Annotated in this window: 22 protein-coding genes; 7 read left to right on the top strand and 15 right to left on the bottom strand. The window is 56.6% G+C overall.

Annotated elements, in window-relative coordinates; translation table 11 throughout:
* Positions 1 to 11 precede the first annotated feature (11 nt).
* The 5 genes from VRY85_RS00230 to VRY85_RS00210 all read right to left on the bottom strand — a co-directional run bounded on the left by VRY85_RS00230 (position 12) and on the right by VRY85_RS00210 (position 6,308).
* Positions 12 to 815, bottom strand: a complete 804-nt coding sequence (locus VRY85_RS00230) for an ABC transporter ATP-binding protein (RefSeq protein WP_414596583.1) — start codon at positions 813 to 815, stop codon at positions 12 to 14.
* Complete coding sequence (locus VRY85_RS00225) at positions 812 to 1,900, bottom strand: FecCD family ABC transporter permease (protein WP_414596582.1); 1,089 nt, start codon at positions 1,898 to 1,900, stop codon at positions 812 to 814. The genes VRY85_RS00230 and VRY85_RS00225 overlap by 4 nt, the downstream gene beginning before the upstream one ends.
* Before the next feature lie 4 nt (positions 1,901 to 1,904).
* Positions 1,905 to 3,029: an ABC transporter substrate-binding protein gene (locus VRY85_RS00220; protein WP_414596581.1), complete on the bottom strand. Its 1,125-nt coding sequence runs from the start codon at positions 3,027 to 3,029 to the stop codon at positions 1,905 to 1,907.
* The gene (locus VRY85_RS00215) at positions 3,029 to 5,116 is read right to left on the bottom strand and encodes a TonB-dependent receptor domain-containing protein (protein WP_414596580.1); all 2,088 of its coding nucleotides are present in this window, start codon (positions 5,114 to 5,116) and stop codon (positions 3,029 to 3,031) included. Before VRY85_RS00215 ends, VRY85_RS00220 begins: the two co-directional genes overlap by 1 nt.
* Before the next feature lie 136 nt (positions 5,117 to 5,252).
* Complete coding sequence (locus VRY85_RS00210; RefSeq protein ID WP_414596579.1) at positions 5,253 to 6,308, bottom strand: helix-turn-helix transcriptional regulator; 1,056 nt, start codon at positions 6,306 to 6,308, stop codon at positions 5,253 to 5,255.
* 174 nt (positions 6,309 to 6,482) lie between these two features.
* Here VRY85_RS00210 and VRY85_RS00205 point away from each other — a divergent pair, with 174 nt between their 5' ends.
* From VRY85_RS00205 to VRY85_RS00195, 3 genes are all read left to right on the top strand, one after another.
* Positions 6,483 to 7,379: an alpha/beta hydrolase gene (locus VRY85_RS00205; protein WP_414596578.1), complete on the top strand. Its 897-nt coding sequence runs from the start codon at positions 6,483 to 6,485 to the stop codon at positions 7,377 to 7,379.
* Between the two features lie 126 nt (positions 7,380 to 7,505).
* Positions 7,506 to 8,594, top strand: coding sequence for an NAD(P)-dependent alcohol dehydrogenase (locus VRY85_RS00200; protein WP_414596577.1), 1,089 nt, complete (start codon positions 7,506 to 7,508; stop codon positions 8,592 to 8,594).
* A 22-nt stretch (positions 8,595 to 8,616) separates the two neighbouring features.
* Entirely contained in the window at positions 8,617 to 10,089 is a 1,473-nt protein-coding gene (locus VRY85_RS00195) for an aldehyde dehydrogenase family protein (protein ID WP_414596576.1), read from the top strand.
* Positions 10,090 to 10,176: 87 nt separating this feature from the next.
* Here the strand turns inward: VRY85_RS00195 and VRY85_RS00190 are convergent, their stop codons facing one another.
* Positions 10,177 to 10,863: a DUF1971 domain-containing protein gene (locus VRY85_RS00190; RefSeq protein WP_414596575.1), complete on the bottom strand. Its 687-nt coding sequence runs from the start codon at positions 10,861 to 10,863 to the stop codon at positions 10,177 to 10,179.
* A gap of 112 nt (positions 10,864 to 10,975) precedes the next feature.
* Positions 10,976 to 11,755: a Crp/Fnr family transcriptional regulator gene (locus VRY85_RS00185; protein ID WP_414596574.1), complete on the bottom strand. Its 780-nt coding sequence runs from the start codon at positions 11,753 to 11,755 to the stop codon at positions 10,976 to 10,978.
* A 133-nt stretch (positions 11,756 to 11,888) separates the two neighbouring features.
* Here VRY85_RS00185 and VRY85_RS00180 point away from each other — a divergent pair, with 133 nt between their 5' ends.
* The 4 genes from VRY85_RS00180 (at position 11,889) to VRY85_RS00165 (ending at position 16,717) form a co-directional block, all read left to right on the top strand.
* Complete coding sequence (locus VRY85_RS00180) at positions 11,889 to 12,890, top strand: ABC transporter substrate-binding protein (RefSeq protein ID WP_414596573.1); 1,002 nt, start codon at positions 11,889 to 11,891, stop codon at positions 12,888 to 12,890.
* 2 nt (positions 12,891 to 12,892) lie between these two features.
* Positions 12,893 to 13,786 (top strand): ABC transporter permease, encoded by an 894-nt coding sequence (locus tag VRY85_RS00175; RefSeq protein ID WP_414596572.1) that lies wholly within the window; start codon positions 12,893 to 12,895, stop codon positions 13,784 to 13,786.
* Entirely contained in the window at positions 13,779 to 14,468 is a 690-nt protein-coding gene (locus VRY85_RS00170; RefSeq protein ID WP_414596571.1) for an ABC transporter ATP-binding protein, read from the top strand. Before VRY85_RS00175 ends, VRY85_RS00170 begins: the two co-directional genes overlap by 8 nt.
* Before the next feature lie 131 nt (positions 14,469 to 14,599).
* Complete coding sequence (locus tag VRY85_RS00165; protein ID WP_414596570.1) at positions 14,600 to 16,717, top strand: TonB-dependent receptor family protein; 2,118 nt, start codon at positions 14,600 to 14,602, stop codon at positions 16,715 to 16,717.
* On the opposite strand, the gene VRY85_RS00160 is transcribed toward VRY85_RS00165, so the two are convergent.
* The 8 genes from VRY85_RS00160 to narH form a co-directional block, all read right to left on the bottom strand.
* Positions 16,711 to 17,370 carry a response regulator gene (locus VRY85_RS00160; protein WP_414596569.1) on the bottom strand — a complete coding sequence of 220 codons (660 nt, stop codon included), beginning with the start codon at positions 17,368 to 17,370 and terminating at the stop codon, positions 16,711 to 16,713. The two genes, VRY85_RS00165 and VRY85_RS00160, sit on opposite strands and share 7 nt — an antisense overlap.
* Positions 17,367 to 19,301, bottom strand: coding sequence for a type IV pili methyl-accepting chemotaxis transducer N-terminal domain-containing protein (locus VRY85_RS00155; RefSeq protein ID WP_414596568.1), 1,935 nt, complete (start codon positions 19,299 to 19,301; stop codon positions 17,367 to 17,369). The genes VRY85_RS00160 and VRY85_RS00155 overlap by 4 nt, the downstream gene beginning before the upstream one ends.
* A gap of 103 nt (positions 19,302 to 19,404) precedes the next feature.
* On the bottom strand, positions 19,405 to 20,067 hold the full coding sequence (locus tag VRY85_RS00150; protein WP_414596567.1) for a carbonic anhydrase: 663 nt from the start codon (positions 20,065 to 20,067) through the stop codon (positions 19,405 to 19,407).
* A gap of 4 nt (positions 20,068 to 20,071) precedes the next feature.
* A complete protein-coding gene (moaA, locus tag VRY85_RS00145) occupies positions 20,072 to 21,064 on the bottom strand; it encodes a GTP 3',8-cyclase MoaA (protein ID WP_414596566.1) in 993 nt (330 codons plus the stop codon).
* Complete coding sequence (locus tag VRY85_RS00140; protein ID WP_414596565.1) at positions 21,061 to 21,828, bottom strand: peptidylprolyl isomerase; 768 nt, start codon at positions 21,826 to 21,828, stop codon at positions 21,061 to 21,063. The genes moaA and VRY85_RS00140 overlap by 4 nt, the downstream gene beginning before the upstream one ends.
* A 33-nt stretch (positions 21,829 to 21,861) precedes the next feature.
* A complete protein-coding gene (gene narI, locus VRY85_RS00135; RefSeq protein ID WP_414596564.1) occupies positions 21,862 to 22,545 on the bottom strand; it encodes a respiratory nitrate reductase subunit gamma in 684 nt (227 codons plus the stop codon).
* Between the two features lie 17 nt (positions 22,546 to 22,562).
* Positions 22,563 to 23,201, bottom strand: coding sequence for a nitrate reductase molybdenum cofactor assembly chaperone (narJ, locus tag VRY85_RS00130; RefSeq protein ID WP_414596563.1), 639 nt, complete (start codon positions 23,199 to 23,201; stop codon positions 22,563 to 22,565).
* A complete protein-coding gene (narH, locus tag VRY85_RS00125) occupies positions 23,198 to 24,787 on the bottom strand; it encodes a nitrate reductase subunit beta (protein WP_414596562.1) in 1,590 nt (529 codons plus the stop codon). The genes narJ and narH overlap by 4 nt, the downstream gene beginning before the upstream one ends.
* Between the last annotated feature and the right edge of the window lie 8 nt (positions 24,788 to 24,795).

Raw genomic sequence — 24,795 nt, 5'->3', positions numbered from 1 at the left:
CTTTTCCATATTCAAAGGGTTGAACAAACTCGCGACTGACTCGCGGGGCCATCCACCAGCACGTAGGGACGCCCTTGCTCGCAAAACCGAACACGGGCGCGCACGCACCACACCTCCTGTAGGAGCTGATCGCTGATCACCTCAGCGGGACATCCAAAAGAATGGACTTGACGCTCGTTCAGGATGGCGATTCGATTCGCCCACTGAGCGGCAAGCGTCAGGTCATGGAGAACGACAATTACAATGCGGCCTTCATCAGCCAGGCGACGGGCCTCGTTCATGACCTGCCACTGGTGCGCCAGGTCAAGCGCACTCACCGGTTCATCCAGCAAGACCAAAGGGCTTCCGCGCACCACGGCCTGAGCTAACGCAGCCAATTGCCGTTGACCGCCGGACAACTCGAACAACGGACGTAGCGCAAGCTCTCCAATACCCAGGCGATCAATCACCTGCAGCGCCTGGATCTCGTCCTGACGACGTACACCGGCAGCGTTACCCCGCAAAGCGGCTAGGGTCGCCTCCAACACCGTGAGCCGAGTGTCTTCTGGCAGGGCCTGAGGCATGAACCCAACGTGCTGAGCACGCTCGCTAGCCGACCAGCGTAAGCAGTCCCGGCCATCGAGCCGCACGCAGCCGGTCGCATGAACTAGCCCTGCAATAGCTTTCAGAAAGGTTGACTTGCCTGCACCATTGGGCCCGGCCAGCGCAATCAGCTCACCCGCATGCAGGTCTGGGAGAGAAATACGGTTTAACACCTCGCGCCCGTTGTAACTGACCTTCAGATCGCGAACTTGGAGAGTCAACGGGGAACTCATGGCTTCCCCCCGCGCCGCCGCAGCATCAACCCCATAAACACGGGCAACCCCACTAAAGCCGTCACAATGCCAATAGGTAACTGCGCCCCGGGCACCAGGCTCTTGGCAACAACAGAAGCCAGGGTCATGAGCGCAGCGCCAATCAACACGCTGGCGGGCAGTAGATGTCGATGACCATCGCCCACAAGCAAACGGGCAACATGGGGCCCAACCAAGCCGACAAAGCCAACCGTGCCCACAAACGCAACCGCCGTAGCAGCCAGCAGGCTAATCCGCACAAGCGCCCAACGGCGTAGCACCGTTACATCAACGCCGAAGCTGCGGGCGCGCTCTTCACCCAAACGCAGGCTGGTCAACTGGCCTGCAGCCCGCCAGGAAAACGGCATCGTCACAGCGAGGACGACCGCCAGCGTACCCACACTCTCCCAGTCAGCCCGAGCCAAGCTGCCCATGCTCCAGAACACCAGCTGCTGCAACGCATCTTCGCTTGCGATGAACTGCAATAGCGAAAGAAATGCGGCGGCGGCAAAACCAATTGCAATACCGAAGAGCACCAAGGTCTGCGCATCCGCACCGCGCCAGTGGGCCATGAGCTGCAAAAGTAGTAAGGAACCCAGGGCAAAGATGAAGGCATTGGCCGGTATCAGCAGGCTGGACTCCACCCCTGGAATGCCGATACCCAGCACAATCGCCAATGCGGCGCCCAACGCGGCCGAAGACGACACCCCCAAGGTAAAAGGTTCCGCCAGGGGGTTATTCAGTATGGTCTGCATCTCGGCGCCGGCCAGCGCAAGCGCTGCCCCCACAAGCAGCGCCATTAGTGCAACGGGCAGGCGCACCTGCCAAAGCACAACTTGCATGGGCCTGGATAAGGTATCAGGGTCGAACAAACCCCACACAACTTGCGCAGCATGCAACGCGGCCGGGCCGGTGAAGAGATCACTCATTCCGGCCAACACAGCCAGAATGGCCAACCCCACAATCATTAACCCTCGACGGCGCACGATGCGGCGGTACGCGAGTAAACGCTGATGCAATGCGACATCCGGCGAGGTGGTATCCAACGATGGAAAGCGCGGCGACATCCTTCTATCTCTCCTTCGCCTGCAGTGACGTCCAGAACGTGCCTTGCAGCCTGATCGGCAGAAACCGCTGTTCGATCTCTGCCTGTGTTCCCGCGGGATCCACATCATGGAAATGCTCGGGATAGAGCCAGGTGGCAATCAATTCCAGATTCACGATGCCGAATCCGCCATGCCACACCCCGTGTACCCGCCCCTGCTCCATCGCTCGAGTCTGCTGCAGCCCCACTCGTTTCATAACGGCGCGCAGACTCGCTTCGGCACGACCCGGGTCTATGCCCACGCCCAGCACCAGCCCGTTGCGGCTTTCAAGGTGCCGACCACCGGTACCAATGTAGACTTCAGGATTGCTGGCGATCACATACTCCGGGCTTAAGCGACCAGACATCTCATCGATGATCTCGCTTCCAATTAACCGCCCTCCGGCAATCGCCACCATGTCACCCATACTGCGCCCCAGGCCCATCGAGAGACAACACGGCCCAATACCCGCGTGCGGCTCCATTAACACCGTAGGCGGCTCAACCCCCTGAGCCGAAAGCTGCTTGACTCGCCCTGCCACCCGATCTCGACGTGTACGGATGAACTGGCTGACCTCTCTGCCGCGCTCTGCGCGGCCCACTAACACGGCCAACTTTTCCAGCCCTTCAGCCGGGTTCTCCTGTGTAAGCAAGGGTTCCAAGTTAAGAATGGCGACCGGAATATCCGCTTGCTCTAACTTCCGAACCACATGGGTAGCCTTGCCAAAGAAATGATCCAGCACAACCAAGTCAGGCTCATGAACGATGAGCGACTCTGCACTCAGGTTTTGTGGCCCATCTACAGCCATTTGCGAAATTTGGTCAAAAGCTGCTGGATCAATACCGCGCCAGATCTCCAGCGTGTGCTCATCCAGTCGCCATCGGTTCCACGCCACAATCCGGGAGGCGGGGTTCTCAACCAGCAACGCCAGCATGGAGAAATCACCCGGCTCCGAAAAGAAGATGCGCCGGGCGGGCTCGCTCAACCGCACTGTCCTTCCGGCCTGATCCACGATTTCAATCTGGCCGTTGGCCGGCTGACATGCCAGCAGGACAACGGCCAGAGCACTCGCCCAGAACACCCTACCCAGCGCTGAAACGATTGCCCTCATCAGAACTGCAGACTCGCACCCAGCCAGAAACGCCGCCCTTCATCGAGCGTCCAGTTTCCATCAAGCCCATTAAAGCGCGTGCGCTCGTCAAGCGGCCGCTTGTGATCCGTAATGTTCAGCACAGCCAAGCGCAACGCCAGATTCTTGGTGACTTGGTAGCTGCCCCCTACGTCATACGTCGCGCCGCCCGGGCGGGTTCGTACACCAGCAGCACCGTTACGGTACGCAGCGTAGCGGGCCTCACCAGACAGATTCCAACGCAAATACGTGTGGAGCCGGTCGTTCACCTGCCAGTCCAGTCGCGTGTTCATGACATGACGCGGCGTCTTTTCCAACGGCTCACCATCCAGCGAGTCGCCGTTAAACGCCACTTCGCTCCCACCTTTGCGCTGTGACTTGGTAAAGGTGTAATTGGTCGACAAAGACAGTGACTCAGTCAGCGGCAACTTCAGCGCCAGCTCAAGCCCGTAGATCTTTACCTTATCAAGATTGTCGTAAACGTAGAGGTGATTATTCGTTCCCGGATTCAGAGGATCTTGGCGACCGGTATCGTAACTAGCAACTTTGTTCTTGAAGTTGGTGTGAAACAGCGTTGCCGCCAAACTGCTACCCGGCGCCCAGTCGTACATCAAACCTAATTCCTGCGTGACGCTGGTTTCCGGCTCGAGATCCGGATTGCCGCACAGTGGGCCACGGAACCCCGAATTTCCCCCTGTCATCATGCAGTACCCCGCCGTACTCTGGCGGATCGTAGGCGCTTTGAAGCCCGTGGAGACACCCGCTTTTAACGTGAGAGCATCATTCACATGATAGACACCGTATAAACGAGGAGACCAATGGGTACCATAGCGGTCGTCATGATCCATTCGAACGCCGGCAGTCAAGATGAGGTCATCGGTCAGAAAGTAGTCATCTTCAACGAACAGAGCGTAGTTGTTTAACGTGACCTTGTCAGTGTTGGTGGGGTAGTTCGGGAAACTAGCTTCATTTTTAATACCACTGAGTTCCGTACGTACAAACTGGCCACCAAAACGCAGCGTATGAGAGTCAAACGGCATGCTAAGCATGGCGTCTAGTCCTGTATTACTCAGCTTGCGGTTGTCCACGTATTCATCGGACGGCCAGTTTTCCTGTGTACTTTCCTCGCGGTACAAAGAGACACGCGATTCACCGAAATTCCAGCGACCCGTATGAGTCACACCATACGAAGTGCGGCGGTGCTGCTCTTTGAACCAATCAAAATCAGGTGGCACCGACCTTCCCGGCGTAGATTCGGTGGTTAGGCGCTGAGTAGAAACGTCCAGCACAATGTCCTGATTTGACGTTGGGCGCACCGCCAGCTTCAAGCCCAAGCTACGCGTATCGCGGCCATAAACGCCATCAGCACTCGGATAGAAGTTGCTGCCTTCGGTCATATCGTCATAGGAACCATAGACCTGCAAGCCGACGACATCATCTTTGATCGGGCCACCGAACCAAAATTGGGTCTCGCGGCTGTTCCCATAGTCGTCGTCCGTTTGCAAAGTAACGGAACTATCCAGGGCCGCCGACCACTTCTCGGGCACCTTACGGGTAATGATGTTGATGACCCCACCCATGGCTTCGGAGCCGTACAGCGAGGACATAGGCCCGCGAGCGACTTCGATCCGTTCAATGGCCGCTAAAGGGGGCAGGAAAGCGTACTGAACCCCGCCTGTGCCACGATTCATGGTCTCCCGCGTATTTTGGCGACGCCCGTCCACCAAGACCAAGGTGTACTCACCGGGTAAACCGCGAATCGTAATGTCTTTATTGTTGGGGTCGAAACCGGTCATCACCACCCCTTCGACATGACTGATGGCGTCAGCCGCCGTGGTGTATCCACTCTTTTCAATCTCTTCGCGGGTAATCACCGTCATGGACGCCGGCGCTTCCTTGGCCTGCTGTTCGACACCGCTGGCGGTAATGACCACGGGGCTCAACATGGCCGGTCCGACGGGTTGGGCGCTAGCGCCTGCCGCAAATCCAGCGCATATCAACGCAATGGTTAACGGGGTTAAACCTGAATGACGGCCCGCCCCCATGGGGATCCGCTCAGAGTGGGACATGGATGTTTTCTCCTTTCCAGTGCCGGATACGCGATATGTAGTACCCGCCGCTTACTGACGTGACCCACTATTGAATCATTCTCATTTACATTAAGTGTTTGCAAAGCGCGCAAACGTCTTTGCAAACGAAGCGCTTTCAGATTCGCTGGCGAACAGCACTCGGGCTCAGACCAAACTGGCGGCGAAAAGCGGTGGAGAAATTGGCGGCACTGCCGTAGCCGGCACGTTCCGCCGCAGCGGCAATCGTGCTGCCTTGCTCTAATTCTGCGCGAGCACGCAAGAGCCTCATGTTCCGCCTGTACTCATCGACAGTGCACGAGAACGCCCGTCGGAATTGGCGCTGTAATGCGCTGGCGCTCAGGCCAAATTGTTGGCCCAGCTCTGCAATCGGCAATGCTTGCTGGAAAGGATGACGGATCTCATGGTCTAGAAAAGCCCGCACTCGCACCATACGCTCATGGTCTCGCAGCCGCAGACCCGACGTTTGCTTGACAGGCGCCGCCTCGCGCTCCGATAAAGCTTCGTACAAGATTTCGAATGCACGGGCAGCCTGGCGCAGCCGCATCACCGGGGATGCCGACTCGTCTGCGCCCAGAATGAGTTGTTCTGCCAGGGAGATGGCGTGGGGTGACGGAACCCAGGGCACCACACACACCTCACTTCCCGGCGGCGGTGACAAATCTCGGTTGCCGAGCACCGCGTTCACCGTCTTTTGATCTAGCCCGCACACTGCAGCGTGAGCCCGCAACCAGTCTGCTGTGAGATGTAATGACAGTTTGCGCTCCCATTTTCCCCTCTGCCAACGGCGCTCAAACAGCGCCGGTTGGGCCATAGACACTACGGCGGCGCTCACATGGTCTGGCCGCAGATGGATGCGGTGACCTCCGATGGTGACATCCAATTCGCCCGCAATAATCATGACAAGGCGTAAGCCTTCATCGAGCCAGACACGCGATGCCATGCTGTGCAGATCAACCACCTCAGCGCAGTGCAACCACAGGCCGGGTTGTAGCTCAACTTCTTGAACACGGCCTTCTAAAACAGGCGCATCGCCGGAGAATGGAGGCGCGATAAATTGATAGTCCGGCGACTCGAACTCATGTCGATGAACCATGCCAAGCGCCCGCCAAGGGCGCATACCCTGGTTCTCTTGAGGCGCATAACGATATAGATCGATGGCAGAGGCCTGCATGAATTCCATCACGTATTAAATCGGCCCACACCGACTTAATTTGAATGATAATAATTCTTATTTATACTCAATCCACTTATTCAGATCAAGCAATGTATGCAAAGAACCTGCCACTTTTTCCTGTGGGCATGTGCCCTCTCAAGCCTCCTGCTTGCCAGTAAAGCACCCGCAGAAGTGCTGCATTCCCCGAACCACACTCGCGCGCTGGAAGTTGTGGGAAAGACGGTTGCCGACCGGCCTTCGCCCCACTATCGTTTCGAGACCCATACTCTGAACTCCTCAGACGGCGAGCGGCGCTACCGGGTCGTGGTCGGCTTCCCTAAAGTCACTGACGACTCGGGTAAAGGAATTCAGAATCACAGTGGCGCCATCCTGTACATGCTGGATGGTAATGCGGCAATCGATACGCTCACGGATACCGACCTGGCAGCGCTAAGCGATAAGAACGCGCCGATATTGGTGGCAATTGGCTACGACGTGCCGACCCGCAACGATGTTGTATCGCGAGCATACGACTACACCCCGCCTGTGTACGAGGGCAGCACGCGCGTGTTAGCACCCATCGTTCGGGGTCGTGTCGGGGGCGGCGCCGATACTTTCCTCCAATTCATTGAACAGCACGTTAAGCCCCTCGTGAGTATGCAGGAAAGGGATGGCGTACGAGATTACCTTTGGGGGCATTCATACGGCGGATTGTTCGCCCTGCACGTGCTCTTCACCCAGCCTGACGCCTTCGATGCCTATATCGTGGCAGACCCTTCCGTTTGGTGGCACAACGGAGAACTGCTACGGGAATGGGAGGCTTTCGATACAGCCCTGGCGGCCAACAAACGTATAGATATTCTCATCGGCACCAAACCCCGCCCAACTGATCGGCCACCTGCCCCAGATGCAGGAATGATTCAACGCGACGGCTGGCACATGACGCCCGGAGAAGCCTTAGAGAAGATCGTAAAAGAGCTGGAAACAAGCGGGGCCCAGGTCAGCTATCAAACATTCCCGCAGCACGGGCATGGCGAAATGATCCGAGTGTCGCTGGAGCACGCCTTACACATCGCAAGCCACCCTTAATCCCTTGCCGCGTCCCACAACAAAGGCCGGCCCACACGTCCAAGCGTATTGGGTCGTTTCATGTGAACTCTGGCTGTAAAACCACTTTACTCCGATAATGGATCAAACCTTTTGAAGGAGTCAGACATGAAAATCCAGGCGGCAGTCACCCACGCACAAGGGCAGGATTTTTCCATTGAAGAAGTTGCTCTCTCGGGCCCGCAGGCAAACGAAGTTCTGATCAGAATCGTAGCCACTGGCGTTTGCCATACCGACGCCGTGGGGCGCGATTTGGGCGTATCGCCCTACCCCATTGTGTTGGGGCATGAAGGGGCCGGCATCATTGAACAAGTCGGCGAGAACGTCACCCGCCTGGCTCCGGGAGACCACGTCGTGATGTCGTTTGCCCATTGCGGCCAGTGCGACAACTGCCTCACCGGGCATCCCACCGTATGTTCGTCCTTCAACGACCTGAATTTCGGCGGGCATATGGATGACCACACCTGCCGCTTGCATCAGGATGGCACCGATATTCATACGTTCTTTGGCCAGTCATCGTTCGGCACGCATGCCATTGCTCACGAACGCAACGTGGTCAAAGTCGATAAAGACGTTGACCTGGCATTGCTTGGCCCCCTGGGTTGCGGCATCCAGACGGGTGCGGGCACGGTACTGAATCGTCTCAAACCCGAATTCGGCACTTCGATTGCTGTGTATGGCTGCGGTGCCGTCGGCCTAAGCGCCATCATGGCTGCAAAAATTGCCGGGTGCCCGCAGATCTTCGCTCTCGATGTGCACGACAGCCGCCTGGAACTGGCGCGCGAACTAGGCGCCACCCATGCATTCAATGGCAAGCAGGTCGATGTCGTCAAAGAGATCAAAGCGGCTTCTAATGGCGGCACCCACTATGCTGTAGAGACAACCGGCGTGCCGCCAGTGGTGCGCCAATGTCTCCATGCATTGCGTCCCCTAGGGCAAGCAGCCATTGTCGGCGTGACCCCGGAAATGTCTATTGACGTGCACAACGACCTGATGGCCGAAGGCAAAAGCATGATCGGCGTTATTGAAGGCGATTCCGTACCCCGGGTATTCATTCCTCAACTGATCGCCTTCTACAAGGCGGGCAAATTCCCCTTCGACAAGCTCATAAAATTCTACGAATTCGAAGACATTAACCAGGCCTTCGAAGATTCAAAATCTGGTGTCACTGTCAAACCTGTGCTCAAGTTCGGCTGAAACGTATATATAAGGTATTAACATGGAAAACCTCAACACATACGAGAATCTGGATCTTCAGCCCATTGGGGGCCAATGGCGAAAAGGCAGCTCACCGCGCAACCTGGATGTACTTAACCCTTATTCCGGCGAAACCTTGTTAAGCCTGCCCATGGCCAACCAAGCCGATCTTGACGAAGCCTACCAGGCGGCGGAAAAGGCCCAACCGGCATGGGCCGCGCTTGGGCCCACAGCACGCGGCGACATCATGCGCCGTGTGGTCGACTTATTCGATGCCCGCAAAGCAGAAATCATTGACTGGCTGATTCGCGAAGCCGGCAGTACGCGCCTGAAGGCGGAAATCGAATGGGGCTCGGCGCGCGGCATCATCCAAGAATCCGCCAGCTTTCCCGGGCGCATGCACGGGCGCATTCTGCCTTCCGATATTCCTGGCAAGCAAAGCCATGTGTACCGCAGGCCTTTGGGGGTGATCGGAGTCATCAGCCCCTGGAATTTCCCACTCCACCTAAGTGCCCGTTCGGTCGCCCCCGCCCTGGCGCTGGGCAACACCGTGGTCATCAAACCCGCCAGCGACACCCCGGTTACCGGCGGCCTGTTGCTCGCACGATTGTTTGAAGAAGCAGGCCTGCCCGCAGGCGCACTCAGTGTGGTGGTCGGCGCGGGCTCGGAAATCGGCGATGCGTTTGTCGAGCATCCCATTCCTTCTTTCATCTCGTTCACCGGCTCCACTCAGGTTGGCCGCAATATTGGCCGTATTGCCACTTCCGGCGCGCATCTCAAACACGTGGCGCTTGAACTCGGCGGCAACAGCCCGTTTGTGGTATTGGCCGACGCCGACGTTGAAAGCGCCGTCAAAGCCGCGGTCACCGGAAAATTCCTGCACCAGGGGCAGATTTGCATGGCGATCAACCGCATCATTGTGGAAGAACCGCTGGTAGAAGAATTTACTCAGCGTTTTGTCGACCACGTCAAAACCGTGTCTTACGGTGACCCATCCAAATCGGAAACCGCCATCGGCCCGGTTATTAATTCACAGCAGTTGGAAGGGTTGAAGAAGAAGATTGCTAAAGCCAAAGAGGAAGGCGCCACGGTGCTGCTGGAAGGCGAACCACAAGGCAATGTCATGCCGCCACATGTCTTTGGCAATGTCACCGCCGACATGGATATTGCCAGAGAAGAAATCTTCGGCCCTCTGGTAGGGATTCAAACCGCGCGCAATGCCGAACATGCCCTGGAATTAGCTAACTGCAGCGACTACGGCCTTTCCAGCGCGGTCTTCACCCGTGACATCACCCGAGGCATGCTGTTCGCTCAGGGCTTGCGCGCCGGGATGACTCACATCAATGACATGCCGGTCAACGACGAAGCGAATGCACCTTTTGGCGGCGAAAAGAACTCTGGCCTTGGCCGCTTCAATGGCGATTGGGCCATTGCGGAGTTCACAACTGACCACTGGATTACCATTCAGACCACCCCACGCGACTATCCCTTCTAGAACGCATCATTCACCAGCGGCGGCCCGTGCTCAAGCGCAAAAGCAGTAGCCTGCCAAGCGTCAAAGCACTGGCCGCCGGCAAGGTGATTACTCTTCCTTTCTCCAGAATTCCACCTGGAAACTCCCGGGCACGCCAAATTCCACATGGTGCGGCACTTCCGGCTCTATGACCACGGACTTTCCTGCCGACACCACGGCTTGCGCATAGGGCGGCTGATCAACGAAGTACTGCACAATCCCGCTTTGCACACGCAGCACGCCCCATGTTCCAGCCTTGGTGGTGTGAGTGTTTTTCAGTTTCTCAGGCAGGTTTTCAGGCGTAAAAACCGGTGATTCGCCATAGCGCACCAGGCCATCCGGCAACTCAAATGGCGGTGTGGGAATACTCGCCTGGGTCTGGTACATCTCCCATAGCTTGGCAGCAATGCGCTGAGCCATGGGGTCAACCACTTGCTTCAGGGCCGGTAGGCCGAGGTCTTCCGTGGTCTGGTGGAAGATCTCCAACCAACGCTCGAACAAAGGCCAGCTCAGGCCCGGCAACGCCATGTGGCGGGGCATAGGCGCCCCCTTGAAACGGCGGGTGCGCAACACCAGCGCAGACCAAAAGTCCGCCTGCATGTCAAAGTGGGCATCCCAATCCGCCACGTGTTTCTCAAAAATTGACCCAAGCTGAGCGTCTTTTCTAATCCGGCCGTAAAAGGTTTCCACCAGCAAACGGATTTCTTTTTCAGTGCAGGGGGCGCTGGATGAAGCGGGCACGGGCTGGGCAGACATGAATGACACTTCCTTGTTGTCACTGCCGTTATGGCAATCGTTGAAACATAAATGAGAACGATTATCTGTCTCGCCTACGCTTCAACCAAATGACTTAAGTCAATTCGCGCATTCAGAAACTACGCTGCGCGGCGCTCGCCAAATCCTGTAGGTAAGCCCTGTCGCGTAATTCCCATTCATTACGTCGCCCCGCCACGTAACCCTTTGCCTGCCAATCCGTCAGCAACCGACACAACGTTTCGGCTCTTACGCCCAGATGGGCTGCAAGCTGGCGCTGCGATAAAGGCAGGCAAACCTTATTTTCTTTGCATGGCTTCAAGCCAAGCAAATAATTAGCCAAGCGCTCGGCAGCAGAACTGGAAGAGAACCAATCCACCTTGTTCACCTGCACATAGATGGTCTGGCTAAGCAAAGCCAGCATCTGCATGGATAAATCGGGATAGTTGCGGCAGGCGGCAAGCAGTTTGTCGCGCCTGAGCCGGTAGAGCCGGGCGACAGTGCGGGCCCGCACGTACATGGGGTAGCGCCCATGGGGCATGAACATAGCGGCTTCAGCCACTGTTTTACCTGCGTCGAATACAAAAAATACACGCTCTTCGCCGGTGATTGAGTAACGCAGAACATCAACTTCGCCCTCCACCACCAGGAAATACGCCAAGGCCGTATCTCCTTCACGAAAAACGACCTCACCCGGCTCATAGGTCTGCAATATGGCGCCTTCGCTCAATAGGTGTAAGGCGGCTGGGTCCAGCCCTTGAAACGAACGAACACGGGCCAGCAATTCCAATAATGGCTGCCCCTGTTTATCAACCCCAGACTCCATTCCAGACTCTCCGCGCGCTTCGCGACCAGCAAAGCCACTCAGTGCCGTTGGCTCAACTCTTTCCGTCATGCGCATGCCAAATTGACTTTTGTCATTGGTACGAGCCCCCGCTCGATAACAGAATAAAGCTTGATAATAGTTCTCATTCTTACATATGTTCAATATTTCCAAACTCTGGCAGGGTCAAACACGGCGCGCCTTCATGGCCATGAGTCTTTGTTTAGCTTGCGGTCTGACTCCCGCCGTTGCCACAACAGCCAACCAGAGCGATGCAACATCTGGCGCCGCCCACAGCAAATTGCCCAAACTCGTATTGGCCGGCCCCGCTGCTGTGGTCAGCTACCCCTTGCTGCACATGATGGAGTCCGGCGCACTCAGTGACTACGCGGACGAAGTCACCTTCAGGCTCTGGCAAAACAATGATCAATTGCGGGTTCTGTTAACCAAGCACGAAATCGACTACAGCGCCACGCCCAGCAACCTGCCTGCTCTGATGAGCAACCGCGGCGACCCGGTGAAACTGCTGAACATATCTGTATGGGGCATTCTCTGGCTGGTCAGTAGCGACCCAACCGTACATTCGTTCAAAGATCTGGCCGGCAAAGAATTATTAATGCCTTTTCAGCGCGACTTACCGGCGGTGTTGCTCGACACCTTGCTAAACGCGCAACAAGAACAAGACGGCCTGGCTCCGGTCAAATTCCGTCATACGCGCGATGCCCAAGACGCCATCGCCCTCATGCTCACAGGAAAAGGCGAAAACGCGCTATTAGTCGAGCCGACTGCTTCCCTGCTCCTGTGGCGCGCTCAACAGCATGAAGGGCCTGCTTTGCATCGTGGCCAGAGTCTGGAAACCGCTTGGCGCGAACAATTTCCCACTAAAGCAGAACTCCCCCAAGCCGGAATCATCGCCAACTCTAAGTTCTCGGACAACGATGAGTTGAATCAGGCCGTGGAACGCGCCTATGCAGAATCGGCACGCTGGTGCAAAAACAATGCTCAATCCTGCGCTGAGCTCGTCCATCGGCATATCCCACAACTGCCTGTTGAACCGGTCAAAGAAGCCATAGAGGGCACTCGCCTTGAAAGCCGTACCGCGATCGAAGCGCGTCCTCAGTTGGAAACGCTCTATGGCCTGGTCGCTGAACACTTTCCAGAATCGATAGGCGGGAAGTTGCCTGCTGACAGTCTATACGGACCCTGATCATGAACGCATCCCACCCAGACAGGGCCGTTATTCCCGATTCAGTGCAGCCATTTCATCCAAAGGAGACGCGCTCGCATCAACAGGCAAATCGACACTTCCAGAACCAAAAACCGCTCTCTTTGAACGCCGCCACACCCCAGAAAACCTCGCGTGCATGGTCAGCCGTAGGAATATTGCTCATTGTGTTGGCCTGGCACGTGACTGCTACGGCTATGGGGCCGATGATGATGGCCACACCTTTGCAAACGCTGCAAGCCATCCCACGCCTGATCCAGAGCCCGCATTTCATGGAACACGCTGGCGCCTCGTTAATGCGCATTTGCCTGGGCGTCAGTACCGGCTGCGCCCTCGGCTTTGTACTGGGCCTGCTAGCCGGACACAGCTCACGCTTACGCGGCCTGCTTGAACCCCTGCGCTGGCTGCTGATGTCCATTCCGCCTGTCATCGTTGTGGTGCTGGCCATGCTGTGGTTCGGCCTGGGTTCTCCCATGGTGATATTCATGACCGTACTCATGATGTCGCCCGGCATGTATGTGAATACGGTGAAGGGCATGTTGCAGATCGACCGCCAGCTGACAGAAATGACCCACGTCTACCGTTTTGGGTTCTGGCGACGACTGCGGCATCTTTATCTACCCGCACTCACCGCCCCCCTGACAGCAGCCTTGCTGATCGCCACAGCCGGCGGAGTGCGCCTGGTTGTCATGGCAGAAGTCCTGGGTGCGGAAAGCGGCGCCGGCTATGCCCTGGCCAATGCCCGCAGTACCTTCGATACCGCTGAACTCTATGCCTGGGTGCTATTGATTCTGTTGCTGGTTGCTGCACTGGAATTCCTGCTGTTGCAACCATTGCAACGCCGTCTGGGAAAATGGAAGGAGCCCAGCCATGCTTGATCTGCGCAACGTCAGTCTCGCCTACGGCCCCCGTCAAGTCTTGCGAGAAATCAGTCTTCAAGTGGCTGCAGGCGAGCGCTTCGGTTTGCTGGGCGCCAGCGGCAACGGCAAAAGCTCATTGCTAAGAATTGCTGCCGGCATCACAGCTCCCAGCTCGGGCAGCTGCATCAACCAGTTTCTCTCACCCATTCTGCTATTCCAAGAACCCCGCCTGCTGCCTTGGCGCCGCGTTCGAGAAAACCTGGAAATCCCATTGCGAGCCATGGGCTTATCCAAAGAAGAAGCAACAGAAAGGAGCCTAGAATGGCTCTACAACGTAGATCTTAAAGAATGTGCAGAGTCTTGGCCGAGCGAACTCTCGGGCGGCATGGCTCAGCGCGCAGCACTCGCCCGCGCTTTTGCCATGCAACCAGATCTTCTGCTTCTGGATGAACCCTTCAGCGCGCTCGACCCCGCCTTGCGCAACAGCTTGTCAAACCTGTGCATGGACTATATCCGCACTAGCGGCGCCGCAATGATATGCAGCAGCCATCATCCCCAGGAACTGGTACGCATGGTGGATCACTGCCTGCTCATCCACCAGGGCCAATTGCTGCACTACACCATTGACGCCGGCAACCCACAGCAGGTTGCGCAGGAACTTCACACGCGCCTGACGGAACAGGAAACAGCGCCGCCATAAATTATTTGCTTCTCCCGCCCCTAGCGATTTTTTTCCATCCAATGCGTGATCGGGCGTCGCCCTGCGCAGGGTAAGTCCATCCCAACAAACTGTTCTCAAAAAAGAAATACCCATCCTTGGAACCTTTGACAATGTCTGCACTTCCCTTTCGAATTCTGCCTCTGGCCATCGCACTGGGGCTGACCTCCACTCCCGCCTTGGCCCAAACCGCTCCACAGAAAAGCAGTGTGTCGACACTGGCACCCGTTACGGTGACGGGCCAGCTTGGCACTCGTTCACTGGACAGGGGTGTGGCCCAAGAAAAAATCATTCTAAAAAGCGTGCCCGGTGGCACTAACCTGGTGGAGCCACAAAAGGAGATCAAGCTCACCACATTGAACGACGCATTGGCGCACCAGCCCGGCATCGTCATGCAGGAATTCTTCGGCGGTAATGACCAGCCACGTTTGAATATCCGTGGTTCAGGTATACAGAGCAATCCAGTCAACCGCGGCGTACTGCTCATGCAGGACGGCCTGCCCCTGAACGAAGCTGACGGTTCGTTTGTGATCGGTTTTCTTGAGCCACGCAATGCTTCGGCCATCAGCATCCGGCGAGGCGCCAACGCAGGTTCTCCGGCCGCCACCACATTAGGCGGAGAATTGGATTTCAGGTCGCTCACCGGCACGGAAGGCGATGTCGCCACCTTGGAAGGCGGCAGCTTCGGGCGGCGCAACGTTTACCTGGGCAAGGGGTTCACGAGCGAGGACATGGATGGCCGCATGGCCTTCAGTTACGAGAAAGCCGATGGTTACCGCCATCACTCCTCATCTGAGCGCACCGTGTTTTCCAGTAATTTCGGCTTTCGCAACGGCGGTTTCGAAAACCGAACCTACCTTTCCTACACCGACCTGAAGTTCGAAATCCCCAACGTCACGCCTCGTGATCGCATGCACGCCGACCCGCGCGCTGTATCGGGCGACTACAACCAGCAGATTGATCGCGTCAATAACATCTATCGTCGAGACCCCAATCGCGAATCCACCCAGTTCCGACTGGCTAATCGCAGCCACTGGGGAACTGACACGCTTAACCATACGGTGGGGGTGTATTGGCAGACCATTGACGATACCTTCACCAATCCACAGGTATCCCACCCCACCAGAGGCCACACCTTCGGCGCCCAATGGCAGCTTGCAGGTCAGGTCGACCGCCTGGAGTATCGCCTGGCCTTCGACTGGAGCCGCAGCGACATGGATCGTCGTCTCTACGCAGTCAACCCGCAAAACGGCAGCCGCGCACTGAAATTTGGTGATTACGACCTGCAAGCGGAAAACCGCAATGCCATGGTGGGTTTAGTCTGGCACTTAACGCCGCAATGGCAGTTAGTCGGCGACGTAAAACTCAGCCAAGCCATCCGTGATGCCCGCAACACCATGACGGGCCAGAAGCTGGATCAGGACTGGTCGTACGCCAGCCCTAAGCTGGGCATTGTTTGGCAGCCTTCCGATGCATTGCGCCTCTATGCCAACATCAGCCGCAGCAACGAAGCACCCACTTACTGGGAAATTGTCAGTGGCGAAGTGCCTATGCCCATGAACGTGAATTCTGCCGTTACCAGCCTGAGCAAGCTTGACCTGCAACGCGCCACCACACTGGAAATTGGCGGTGCCGGCCGCATCGGTTCGGGCGATTATGCCCCCAACTGGGAGCTGAGCCTTTACCGAAGCAATGTCCGCGACGAGCTGATGGCAGTCAGCAATGCAATGGGCACCGGCAGCGGCACCTTCAACTACCGTGACCGCACTCGCCACCAGGGCGTTGAGCTGGGGTTGAGCGGCAGCCTGCCTGGCGTGGGCGACGGCACGTTTGACTACCGTTTAGCTTACACATTCAGCGACTTCACCTTCCGAGGCGGCGAATACGAAGGTAACCGCATTGCCGGCGTGCCCCGCCACCTGCTAAGTGCAGAGCTTCTGTACCGTGTAGGCGGCTGGCGCTTTGGCCCGAATGTGCGCTGGCTGGCGAGCAACACGCCCACCAACCACCAGAATGTACGCGGCACAGAGCAAGACGCCTACACACTGCTGGGCTTCCGTATCGCCTATGAACACAACAAGCATTGGAGTGGCTACTTAGTCGCCGACAACCTCACCGACAAGGTCTACGCCAGCAGCTACGTGATTCGCCGCACCGCCACACCGGCTATGCCGACTTTCCTTCCCGGTAATGGCCGCAGCCTCATGGCAGGGCTGAGTTACCGCTATTGAGCGTCTAACCCATGCTCAACCGCATAAACAGCGATCTGCACACGGCTGTTGAGGTTGAGCTTTTTAAGCACATTTTGCACGTGGATTTTGACTGTGCTTTCAGAGACATCCAGTTCACGCGCAATCACCTTATTGCTGGCTCCCCGAGCCAGCAATTGCGTGACCTGCATTTCACGGGCGGTCAGTTTGTTGCGCTGAGCCTCAGAAGAGGCAGGTGCCGCGGCCTGGCTACGAAACTGATCCACTAGCTTGGCCGTCATACCATGATCAATAACGGCCTCACCGCGCGCAGCCTGCCGTATGCCTTCCACGAGGACATCTGCATCAATGTTTTTAACCAGATAACCTTGCGCACCGTTGCGCAGCGCCTGTGCCAGCTCGTCTCCCTCTTCAGACACTGTCAGAACGATGACTGCACAGTCAGGAATATCCTGCGACAGAATCTGCAGCACTTCCAGCCCGCTCAAGCCTGGCATATTAAGGTCGAGCAGAATCACATCCGGCTGTAGCTCACGCGCGCGCTTAAGGCCCTCTATCCCGTCGGCGGCTTCTGCGACCACCTGAAAGTCCTCCTGCCGCTTGAGCAAAAGCCGCATTCCCGAACGGAACAGCGTGTGGTCGTCTATCAATAAAATTCTGATTTTCTGAGTCATGCTGCCAACCTTTCGCTTGCGGGTAACACTAGTGCCACACGCGCGCCCTTACCCGGTGCGGATTCCAGCTTAATCATGGCATTCATGCGAGCCGCGCGCTCACGCATGATGTCCAGGCCGACATGGACTTCTCCGTAGGTGTCGACTTCTTCAGTGTTGTAGCCGCGGCCATCATCCACGACTTCCAGCACGAAATCCAGACTATTCTCAATACGCACATGCACATGCTCTGCATCCGCGTGCTTCCTGATGTTGGACAAGGCCTCTTGCAAAATGAACAACACTTGCAGTTGTTGGTCTGGCGCCAGCGGCGCACCATGAGCATTCTGGAATTCCAGCACCGTTTCACAGCCGCTATGGCGCCTGAAACGCTCTATGGTTTCTTCAACCGCCATCTTCAGGTCACCCTGCTCAAGTTTGCTGCGGAAGTTTGTCAGCAACTCCCGCACATCCTGATAGCCGTCCGTCACCCCCATACGCAACAAGGGCAGGATTTCCCGGACTTCCGCGTAGTTCTCATGACGCACCGCCGATTCGAGCATCTGTAGTTGCAGGTTCAGATAGTTCAGCCCTTGTGCCAAACTATCGTGCAGCCCCTGCGCAACCAGCCCCCGCTCCTGCACCACTGCCAGCTCGCGCGCCTGCGCATCGAGGCGCCGGTTTTCAAGCGCCACTCCAAACAGCTGGCCAAAGGATTCCAATACTTTTCTGGCCGACTCTGACAAGTCGCGATGCTGATGGAAATGCAGAGAAAAAGAGCCTAGAACGGCATCTCTGGATACGACGCGAAAAACCGCAACGCTGGCAAACCCTTCCTGCTGACACTGTAATTTGGGCGCCTCCTGCTGATGACGCATGTCACGGATAACAAACACTTTGTCACCCAAGGTCGCCTCACCGCAATAGCAGTCGTTCACATGCATGCAGTGTTCTGAATCAGTCAGATCGCGCGACAAGCCAACAGACGCCACCAGACTGAGACGCTGATGGTCGGCATCCAGCGTGCGCAGGCTGGCGCCCTCCGCCTCAAACTGGTGCATTACACGCTGCAGGAAACCATCACACAAAGCCTCGATATCGTTAGGCTGATTAAGAAATGCCGCCATATCGAACAAGGCCGTGATTTCCAGGTTCTGTTTGGCCAACTGATGCGTTTTTTCCTCTACCCGCTGTTCCAGACCGCTGTAAAGACTTTGCAGTTCATCTGCCATCCGGTTGTATCCGGTTGCCAAGACACCGAATTCATCCCGTGTTTCTACTGGCAAGCGCATAGTGAACTCGTGCGATTCCATACGTTGCAAGCCATCACGCAAGCGCAATACCGGCGCGATAATCCACAAATACAGCAGGTAAATCATGGTGAGTGTACCCATGACAGCCAGCATCGCCAGGCCGCCCTGCGCCAGACGTAACGCGGCCGTTTTACCCGCGTTATCGTGTTCTATCATGGTGACGAGAACATCCGCGCGGTTAACCAGCTCTGGCAGGCTGCGCAGATACGCCCTGTTATCTCCGCTTTCCAATGCATATTCGGCCGCTGGTTTGGCAATTTCTCGCCAATACTGCGTGACATCTGCAAGTTGGGCACGGATGGCCGGATCATTCGGCAAAAACAGCGGGCGCTGAGCATTGCCCTTAAGCAGCAGTGCCACGGTTTCATCCAGCGCAGTCTGTTGCTCACGCACCCTGCCTGTGCGCCAGCCCTGGTCAATCAATAATTCCACGGCAATACGGTTGGCGCGCATGCGCAAGCTGCCGGTGTCGTTGATAGCCGCCCCAGCGCCTTCCAGGCGCCAGGACAACCATAGCGTTGTGCCAATCATGCCAAGAACAACCACCAGAGCCACCAGCGAACTGACCACAATGCGGGTGGACAGGCGGTGCCTGAGTTCGGGGAGGTCATTGTGTGACGGCTCTTGCATTGAATCCATGGCAACACGATAGGGCCGGCAGGCGCTTAGATCACGGTCGTACTCTATTGTTGCCGATCGCCCTCCCCAATTCCTTGATCTAAAATGATTTTCCCGCTGCAACTCAGGCATGCATGCGCTCTTGGGTTGTACACAGCATGGGGATGAACGCATCTTCATCCGGCGAATAAGCTCTCAGGCTGCCCACAACCAGATCAAAATACCAGCCATGCAGGCTGAGCGCGCCTTCTTCCAACCTGGCCCGCACACAATCCATGCGTTTGAGATTCTGCAGGGAAATCAGAATGCAAGCCTGTTCACAGGCGCGGTAGCGCTCTTCACAGCTCGCATGGGGCAATAGCTGCATGACTCTTTGACGCGCAGGCTCCGCAATCGACATCCAACTGCTGACCAAATCCTTCTGACGGCCGTCGCATGCCCTGCCGTCCATCAGCGCCTTGATCCCCCCGCATTGGGAATGCCCCAGGACAATGATGGTTTCAACCTTGAGATCTTCCACCGCAAACTGTATGGCGGCCAATACCCCCTGCGGCCCGATCGCCTCATTCACTGGCGGCACCAGGTTGGCAATATTGCGAATGGTGAAAATATCACCAGGGTCGCAACCCAGCAGCACGGCCGGATCGACCCGTGAATCGCCGCAGCCGATCACCAGTGTGCTGGGCTGCTGCCCGGTGCACAGGTTACGGTACAGCTCCGGTGCATCTTCAAAATAGTGTCGTTTAAAGCGGCTGAAACCATCAATCAGATTCTCTATCTTTTTCATGACTTCACCCCCCTGTCTGTGACATCAGACGCACAATACGCCGCGGGGTTGAGTTGAAATGATGGTGTTCAGGCTTGGCCGCGATACCGGCCAATATATGCTGCGTCAGCAGGTCATCGTTAGCCCCCTGGCGCATCAAACGTCCTAGAGGAACTTGTTGTTCATGGCCCAGGCACAGGTAAAGCGTGCCATCAGCCGTCAGTCTTACGCGATTGCAGCTGGCACAGAAATGGCGCGACATGGGCGTAATGACTCCCAATGCGGGCATATCGCCCGCCGACCAGTAGCGGGCCGGCCCGCCATCACCGGTATCCAGCGCCGGCACCAAGCCGAAGCGGGCTGCAATCTTCTCTCCCATGAAAGATAGATTGGCCGGCTGGAATTTTTGCGCCGCGCTTCCCATGGGCATGGTTTCGATTAGCCTCAGGGTAAAACCATTGGCCAATGTATAGCCCAGCAACCGGGTCAATTCTGCTTCGGGGGTGTCGGCATGCACCACGCAATTGAGTTTGATGGGTGAAAAACCCACTCGCCGGGCTTCTTCCAGGCCTGCCAACACGTCACGCAGGCAGTCACGTCCGGCAATCTCTTTAAACCTCACCGCATCCAGGGAATCCAGGCTGACATTTAATCGTTGCACGCCCGCCGTTTTCAGCGCAGCCGCATGGCGGGCCAGCATCGTGCCGTTGGTCGACAACGATAAATCTTGAATGCCCCGGATAGCGGTAATCCGGCCCGCTAATTCCGCGACGCCCCGACGCGTCAGCGGCTCGCCGCCCGTCAACCTTACTTTTCTGACTCCTAATTGCGCAAACAGATTAATCAACCGCGCCATCTCATCGTGGCTCAGCCAATTAGCTGGTTCTTCGAAATTTTTGAAGCCTTTGGGGATGCAATAGTTGCAACGCAGGTCGCAACGGTCGGTGACCGATACTCGCAAGTAGACGATGTGGCGTCCGAAACTGTCTATCAGTGCGGGAGGACATCGCGGCTTCATACATACCCTCCTTCGGTCATGACCCGTTCCTGATCCATACGGACGTCCAGATCAATACCTTCTATTCGGGCGCCTGCCAACAGAATCTTGATGTATTGGCGCCAGGCGGTATCTTGACCCATGGCTTGCAAAACGTCGGCAATATCTTGCGCCACAGCCTCATAAGGTTGCAGCCGCCCCGCCACCGCGTGAGTCACTCTGATAATGTGCAAGCCATGGCGACTATGAACCAGCTTAGGGTGGACTGCGCCGGATTGCGCAGCAAAGGCTACACGTTCAAATTCAGGAACCAGGGTTCCTGGCGTGACCTGCCCCAGACTGCCCTCCAGCGCGGCAGATGGGCAATTCGAGTAGCGGCGCGCCAACTTGCCAAAATCTGCTGGTGTCTGCAGCGCCTGCTTGAGAACATCTTCAGCCAGCAAGCGCAGGGCGGGCAGATCCACCTCAGGCGTGACCTGAAACAGAATATGCTGCAGCTGCACACAACGCCCAACAGTAAATCGTTCGGGATGCGCATCATAAAAGCGGCGGCAGGCTGCATCGTCAGGCTGCGGGCTGGGGGCATGCCTTGCCAGCAGCGCAGACACCGCCTCTTCTTCATTGCTGGTGTCCAGTCCCACCCGTTGCGCTTCGTCCAGCAGCACCCGACGCAAAATACGCGTCATCACTGCACTATGTAGTGGCGTCGCACTGTCCTGATGCCAGGGTAGCTCGCGTTCTACTTCGGCATCGCTCAGTTCGACGCCGTTAATGCTGATGGCCATGATGTTCTCCTGATGTACGGTCTGCTTGATCAATTAACGCGGGCGCACCAATTGCCATGCCCGGTTCAGATAAGTCACCGCAGCAAAGCCGCTCCACACATGCACAAGACGCGTAAACGGAAAAATGACGAACAGGCTCATGCCCATGAACAGGTGGGCTTTGAACAGCCAAGGTGCGTCCGCCACAAACTGAGCTGCGCCGGGACGGAAAGTCACAATATGCTGCGCCCACCGCATCAGCTCGCCCATCAGGACGCCATCGGTATGGCCTGCTGAAATCACTATGGTTGAAAGGCCCAGCAAGAGTGTCGCCAACAGCCACCACAGTAAAAGCATGTCCCCTTTGCGGGTTGTAGCCATGATGCGTGGGTCGGACAGGCGACGACGCAAAAGAATCAGCAGCCCGATCAGGCATAAAGCCCCCATCAAGCCACCGGCTGCCATGGCCACAACTTGCTTGGTGCTTTGGGAAATACCCAATAGGTGCCAAACCGAAGCCGGTGTGAGCAGGCCGACAAAGTGGCCAAAAAACAACCCCAATATGCCGATATGAAAAAAGATGCTGCCGATACGCAACGCGTCGCTGCGCAGTAACTGGGAGCTGTCCGTTTTCCACGTGTACTGTTCACGCTCAAACCGCAACAGACTGCCCGCAAAAAATATCGTCAGCGCAATATAGGGATAAATGCCAAACAGAAATTGGTTGAATCCGCTCATAGTGGTTTCTCCAGAACTCAACGGTGCACGCCGCCAGGGTAAAAGCGCAGGGGTTGGATATCTCCCATACGCGGCTTCAGCAAAGGTTCAACGCCATCTGGCCCGACCCCGAATATTTCCATTGCCTCGTCCATATCACGTACGGGAGGCGGGAGTTGTTCGCGCGGCGTGACGGTCGACAAACCCCTGATGACGGAAAACACCGCTGCATAAGGGCTGTCTGCCTGGGCCAACCTTGAACCAATCGCCGCCAGCACATGGATGGCATCATCCAGTAACGCTTGCGCGCGCTGCGCATCTACAAGGCTGAGAAATTCCAGAAACAGCGGAACATGATCGGGCAGTTCGGACACCGACGGCTCGAAACCCTGATCTCTATACGTTTGCAGCAGATCAACCATGGCCTGCCCCCTATCCCGGCTTTCGCCATGCACATGTTCGAACAGATGCAATGAATGCGACGGGTTGCGATCGAAAGTAGCGACGTAAATTTCCTGCGCCTCAATCAGGGTATGGGCTTCCAGGTGGGCCAGCAGAGGTTCAAGCCTGTCGCACTGTTCCGGGTCATTGCTCAAGGCCTGGCGGATTTCAGGCAAAGCCGCCAGCAAATCTTCTTGGGGATAACACAGCAAAGTGGAAAGAATGCGGTAAATCATGCTTTTTCCTCCTGTCGGGGCCGTACTGTCGGCCCATCCCGCCGTGATTTCGGCATATCCACAAAAATGGCGCTGCCCTGTGGCTTGCGCCCAAAGAGGGTTCCTTCCGATACCCCGCCTGAACACCCGTTGCCAAAAGTGAAGCCACAACTGCCTTTTTCATTGAAAGCGTCTTCGACTTCTTCTTTATGGCTGGACGGCACGACAAAGCGGTCTTCGTAATCTGCAATGGCCATGATGCGATACATGTCCTGCACGGTGGCTTCATCCAGGCCAACGGCCTTCAGTGTGTCCAGGTCTCGTTCGCCATGAACGGTTTCCCGCCGTTTGTAGGCCCGCATGGCCAGTAATCGTTCAAGCGCTTGCACCACCGGTGCTTCTTTGCCGGCGGTCAGAAGATTCGCCAAGTAGCGTACGGGTATGCGCAAGCTGGAAACGTCGGGAATGATGGAATGCTTGCTGACTGTCTTGTGCGGCATGCGGCCGGTTTCAGCGGCTGACTGGATAGGCGACAGCGGCGGCACATACCAGACCATGGGCAATGTGCGGTATTCAGGGTGCAGAGGAAAAGCGACCTTCCATTCGCAGGCCATTTTGTAGACAGGAGACTGGCGGGCCGCTTCCAGCCAAGACTCCGGAATGCCCTGCTCGCGTGCAGCCGCAATCACCTTGGGGTCGTGCGGGTCAAGAAACAGATTTAGCTGGGCTTGATAGAGATCTTGCTCGTCGGCAACCGACGCAGCAGCCTCAATCTGATCGGCGTCATACAGCATGACCCCCAGATAGCGGATGCGCCCTACGCAGGTTTCCGAACACACAGTAGGCTGACCTGCCTCGATACGCGGGTAGCAGAAGGTGCATTTTTCCGCCTTGCCGCTGCTCCAGTTGTAGTAGATCTTCTTGTATGGACACCCCGATATGCACATACGCCAACCACGACACTTGTCCTGATCCACCAGCACAATGCCGTCATCTTCACGCTTGTAGATTGAGCCCGACGGGCAACTGGCCACACAGGTTGGATTCAGACAGTGCTCGCACAAACGCGGCAGATACATCATGAAGGTGTTTTCAAAGGTGGAATACATCTCCTTCTGTACCCCTTCAAACAGGGCATCGCGGCTGCGCGAACTGAACTCGCCTCCCAGGTCGTCTTCCCAGTTGGGGCCCCACTCGATTTTCTCCATTTTCTGACCCGTCAGGACAGATACCGGCCGCGCAGTGGGCGGCGTTTCCGACAGGGGCGCAAAACGAAGGCGTTCGTAGTCGAAGGTGAAAGGCTCGTAGTAGTCGTCGATTTGCGGAAGGTTAGGGTTGGCAAACAAGTTGGCCAGAACACGTAACTTGCCACCCTGGCGCGGCACCAGCTTGCCGGCCGAATTGCGAATCCAGCCCCCCTTCCATTTGGTTTGGTTCTCCCATTCCTTGGGATAACCAATGCCTGGCTTTGTTTCTACATTGTTGAACCATGCATATTCAACGCCATCCCGGCTGGTCCAGACATTCTTGCAGGTAACCGAACAAGTATGACAGCCGATGCACTTGTCCAGATTCAGCACCATACCGATTTGCGCACGAATTTTCATTGCGGCCC

This window comes from Achromobacter sp. F4_2707 (assembly GCF_047501535.1).
Taxonomy (GTDB): domain Bacteria; phylum Pseudomonadota; class Gammaproteobacteria; order Burkholderiales; family Burkholderiaceae_B; genus Yanghanlia.
Note: the sequence above shows the minus strand (reverse complement) of the source record. Positions and strands in the feature narration are given on the sequence as shown.

Excerpts from the sequence above, each read along its gene's own strand:
- VRY85_RS00150 (WP_414596567.1), bottom strand. The coding sequence starts at position 20,067 with ATGAAAAAGATAGAGAATCTGATTGATGGTTTCAGCCGCTTTAAACGA.
- VRY85_RS00140 (WP_414596565.1), bottom strand. The coding sequence starts at position 21,828 with ATGGCCATCAGCATTAACGGCGTCGAACTGAGCGATGCCGAAGTAGAA.
- narH (WP_414596562.1), bottom strand. The coding sequence starts at position 24,787 with ATGAAAATTCGTGCGCAAATCGGTATGGTGCTGAATCTGGACAAGTGC.
- VRY85_RS00185 (WP_414596574.1), bottom strand. The coding sequence starts at position 11,755 with ATGACGGAAAGAGTTGAGCCAACGGCACTGAGTGGCTTTGCTGGTCGC.
- VRY85_RS00190 (WP_414596575.1), bottom strand. The coding sequence starts at position 10,863 with ATGTCTGCCCAGCCCGTGCCCGCTTCATCCAGCGCCCCCTGCACTGAA.
- VRY85_RS00225 (WP_414596582.1), bottom strand. The coding sequence starts at position 1,900 with ATGTCGCCGCGCTTTCCATCGTTGGATACCACCTCGCCGGATGTCGCA.
- narJ (WP_414596563.1), bottom strand. The coding sequence starts at position 23,201 with ATGATTTACCGCATTCTTTCCACTTTGCTGTGTTATCCCCAAGAAGAT.
- VRY85_RS00170 (WP_414596571.1), top strand. The coding sequence starts at position 13,779 with ATGCTTGATCTGCGCAACGTCAGTCTCGCCTACGGCCCCCGTCAAGTC.
- narI (WP_414596564.1), bottom strand. The coding sequence starts at position 22,545 with ATGAGCGGATTCAACCAATTTCTGTTTGGCATTTATCCCTATATTGCG.
- VRY85_RS00180 (WP_414596573.1), top strand. The coding sequence starts at position 11,889 with ATGGCCATGAGTCTTTGTTTAGCTTGCGGTCTGACTCCCGCCGTTGCC.
- VRY85_RS00160 (WP_414596569.1), bottom strand. The coding sequence starts at position 17,370 with ATGACTCAGAAAATCAGAATTTTATTGATAGACGACCACACGCTGTTC.
- VRY85_RS00200 (WP_414596577.1), top strand. The coding sequence starts at position 7,506 with ATGAAAATCCAGGCGGCAGTCACCCACGCACAAGGGCAGGATTTTTCC.
- VRY85_RS00155 (WP_414596568.1), bottom strand. The coding sequence starts at position 19,301 with ATGGATTCAATGCAAGAGCCGTCACACAATGACCTCCCCGAACTCAGG.
- VRY85_RS00175 (WP_414596572.1), top strand. The coding sequence starts at position 12,893 with ATGAACGCATCCCACCCAGACAGGGCCGTTATTCCCGATTCAGTGCAG.
- VRY85_RS00195 (WP_414596576.1), top strand. The coding sequence starts at position 8,617 with ATGGAAAACCTCAACACATACGAGAATCTGGATCTTCAGCCCATTGGG.
- VRY85_RS00220 (WP_414596581.1), bottom strand. The coding sequence starts at position 3,029 with ATGAGGGCAATCGTTTCAGCGCTGGGTAGGGTGTTCTGGGCGAGTGCT.
- VRY85_RS00215 (WP_414596580.1), bottom strand. The coding sequence starts at position 5,116 with ATGTCCCACTCTGAGCGGATCCCCATGGGGGCGGGCCGTCATTCAGGT.
- VRY85_RS00230 (WP_414596583.1), bottom strand. The coding sequence starts at position 815 with ATGAGTTCCCCGTTGACTCTCCAAGTTCGCGATCTGAAGGTCAGTTAC.
- moaA (WP_414596566.1), bottom strand. The coding sequence starts at position 21,064 with ATGAAGCCGCGATGTCCTCCCGCACTGATAGACAGTTTCGGACGCCAC.
- VRY85_RS00210 (WP_414596579.1), bottom strand. The coding sequence starts at position 6,308 with ATGCAGGCCTCTGCCATCGATCTATATCGTTATGCGCCTCAAGAGAAC.
- VRY85_RS00165 (WP_414596570.1), top strand. The coding sequence starts at position 14,600 with ATGTCTGCACTTCCCTTTCGAATTCTGCCTCTGGCCATCGCACTGGGG.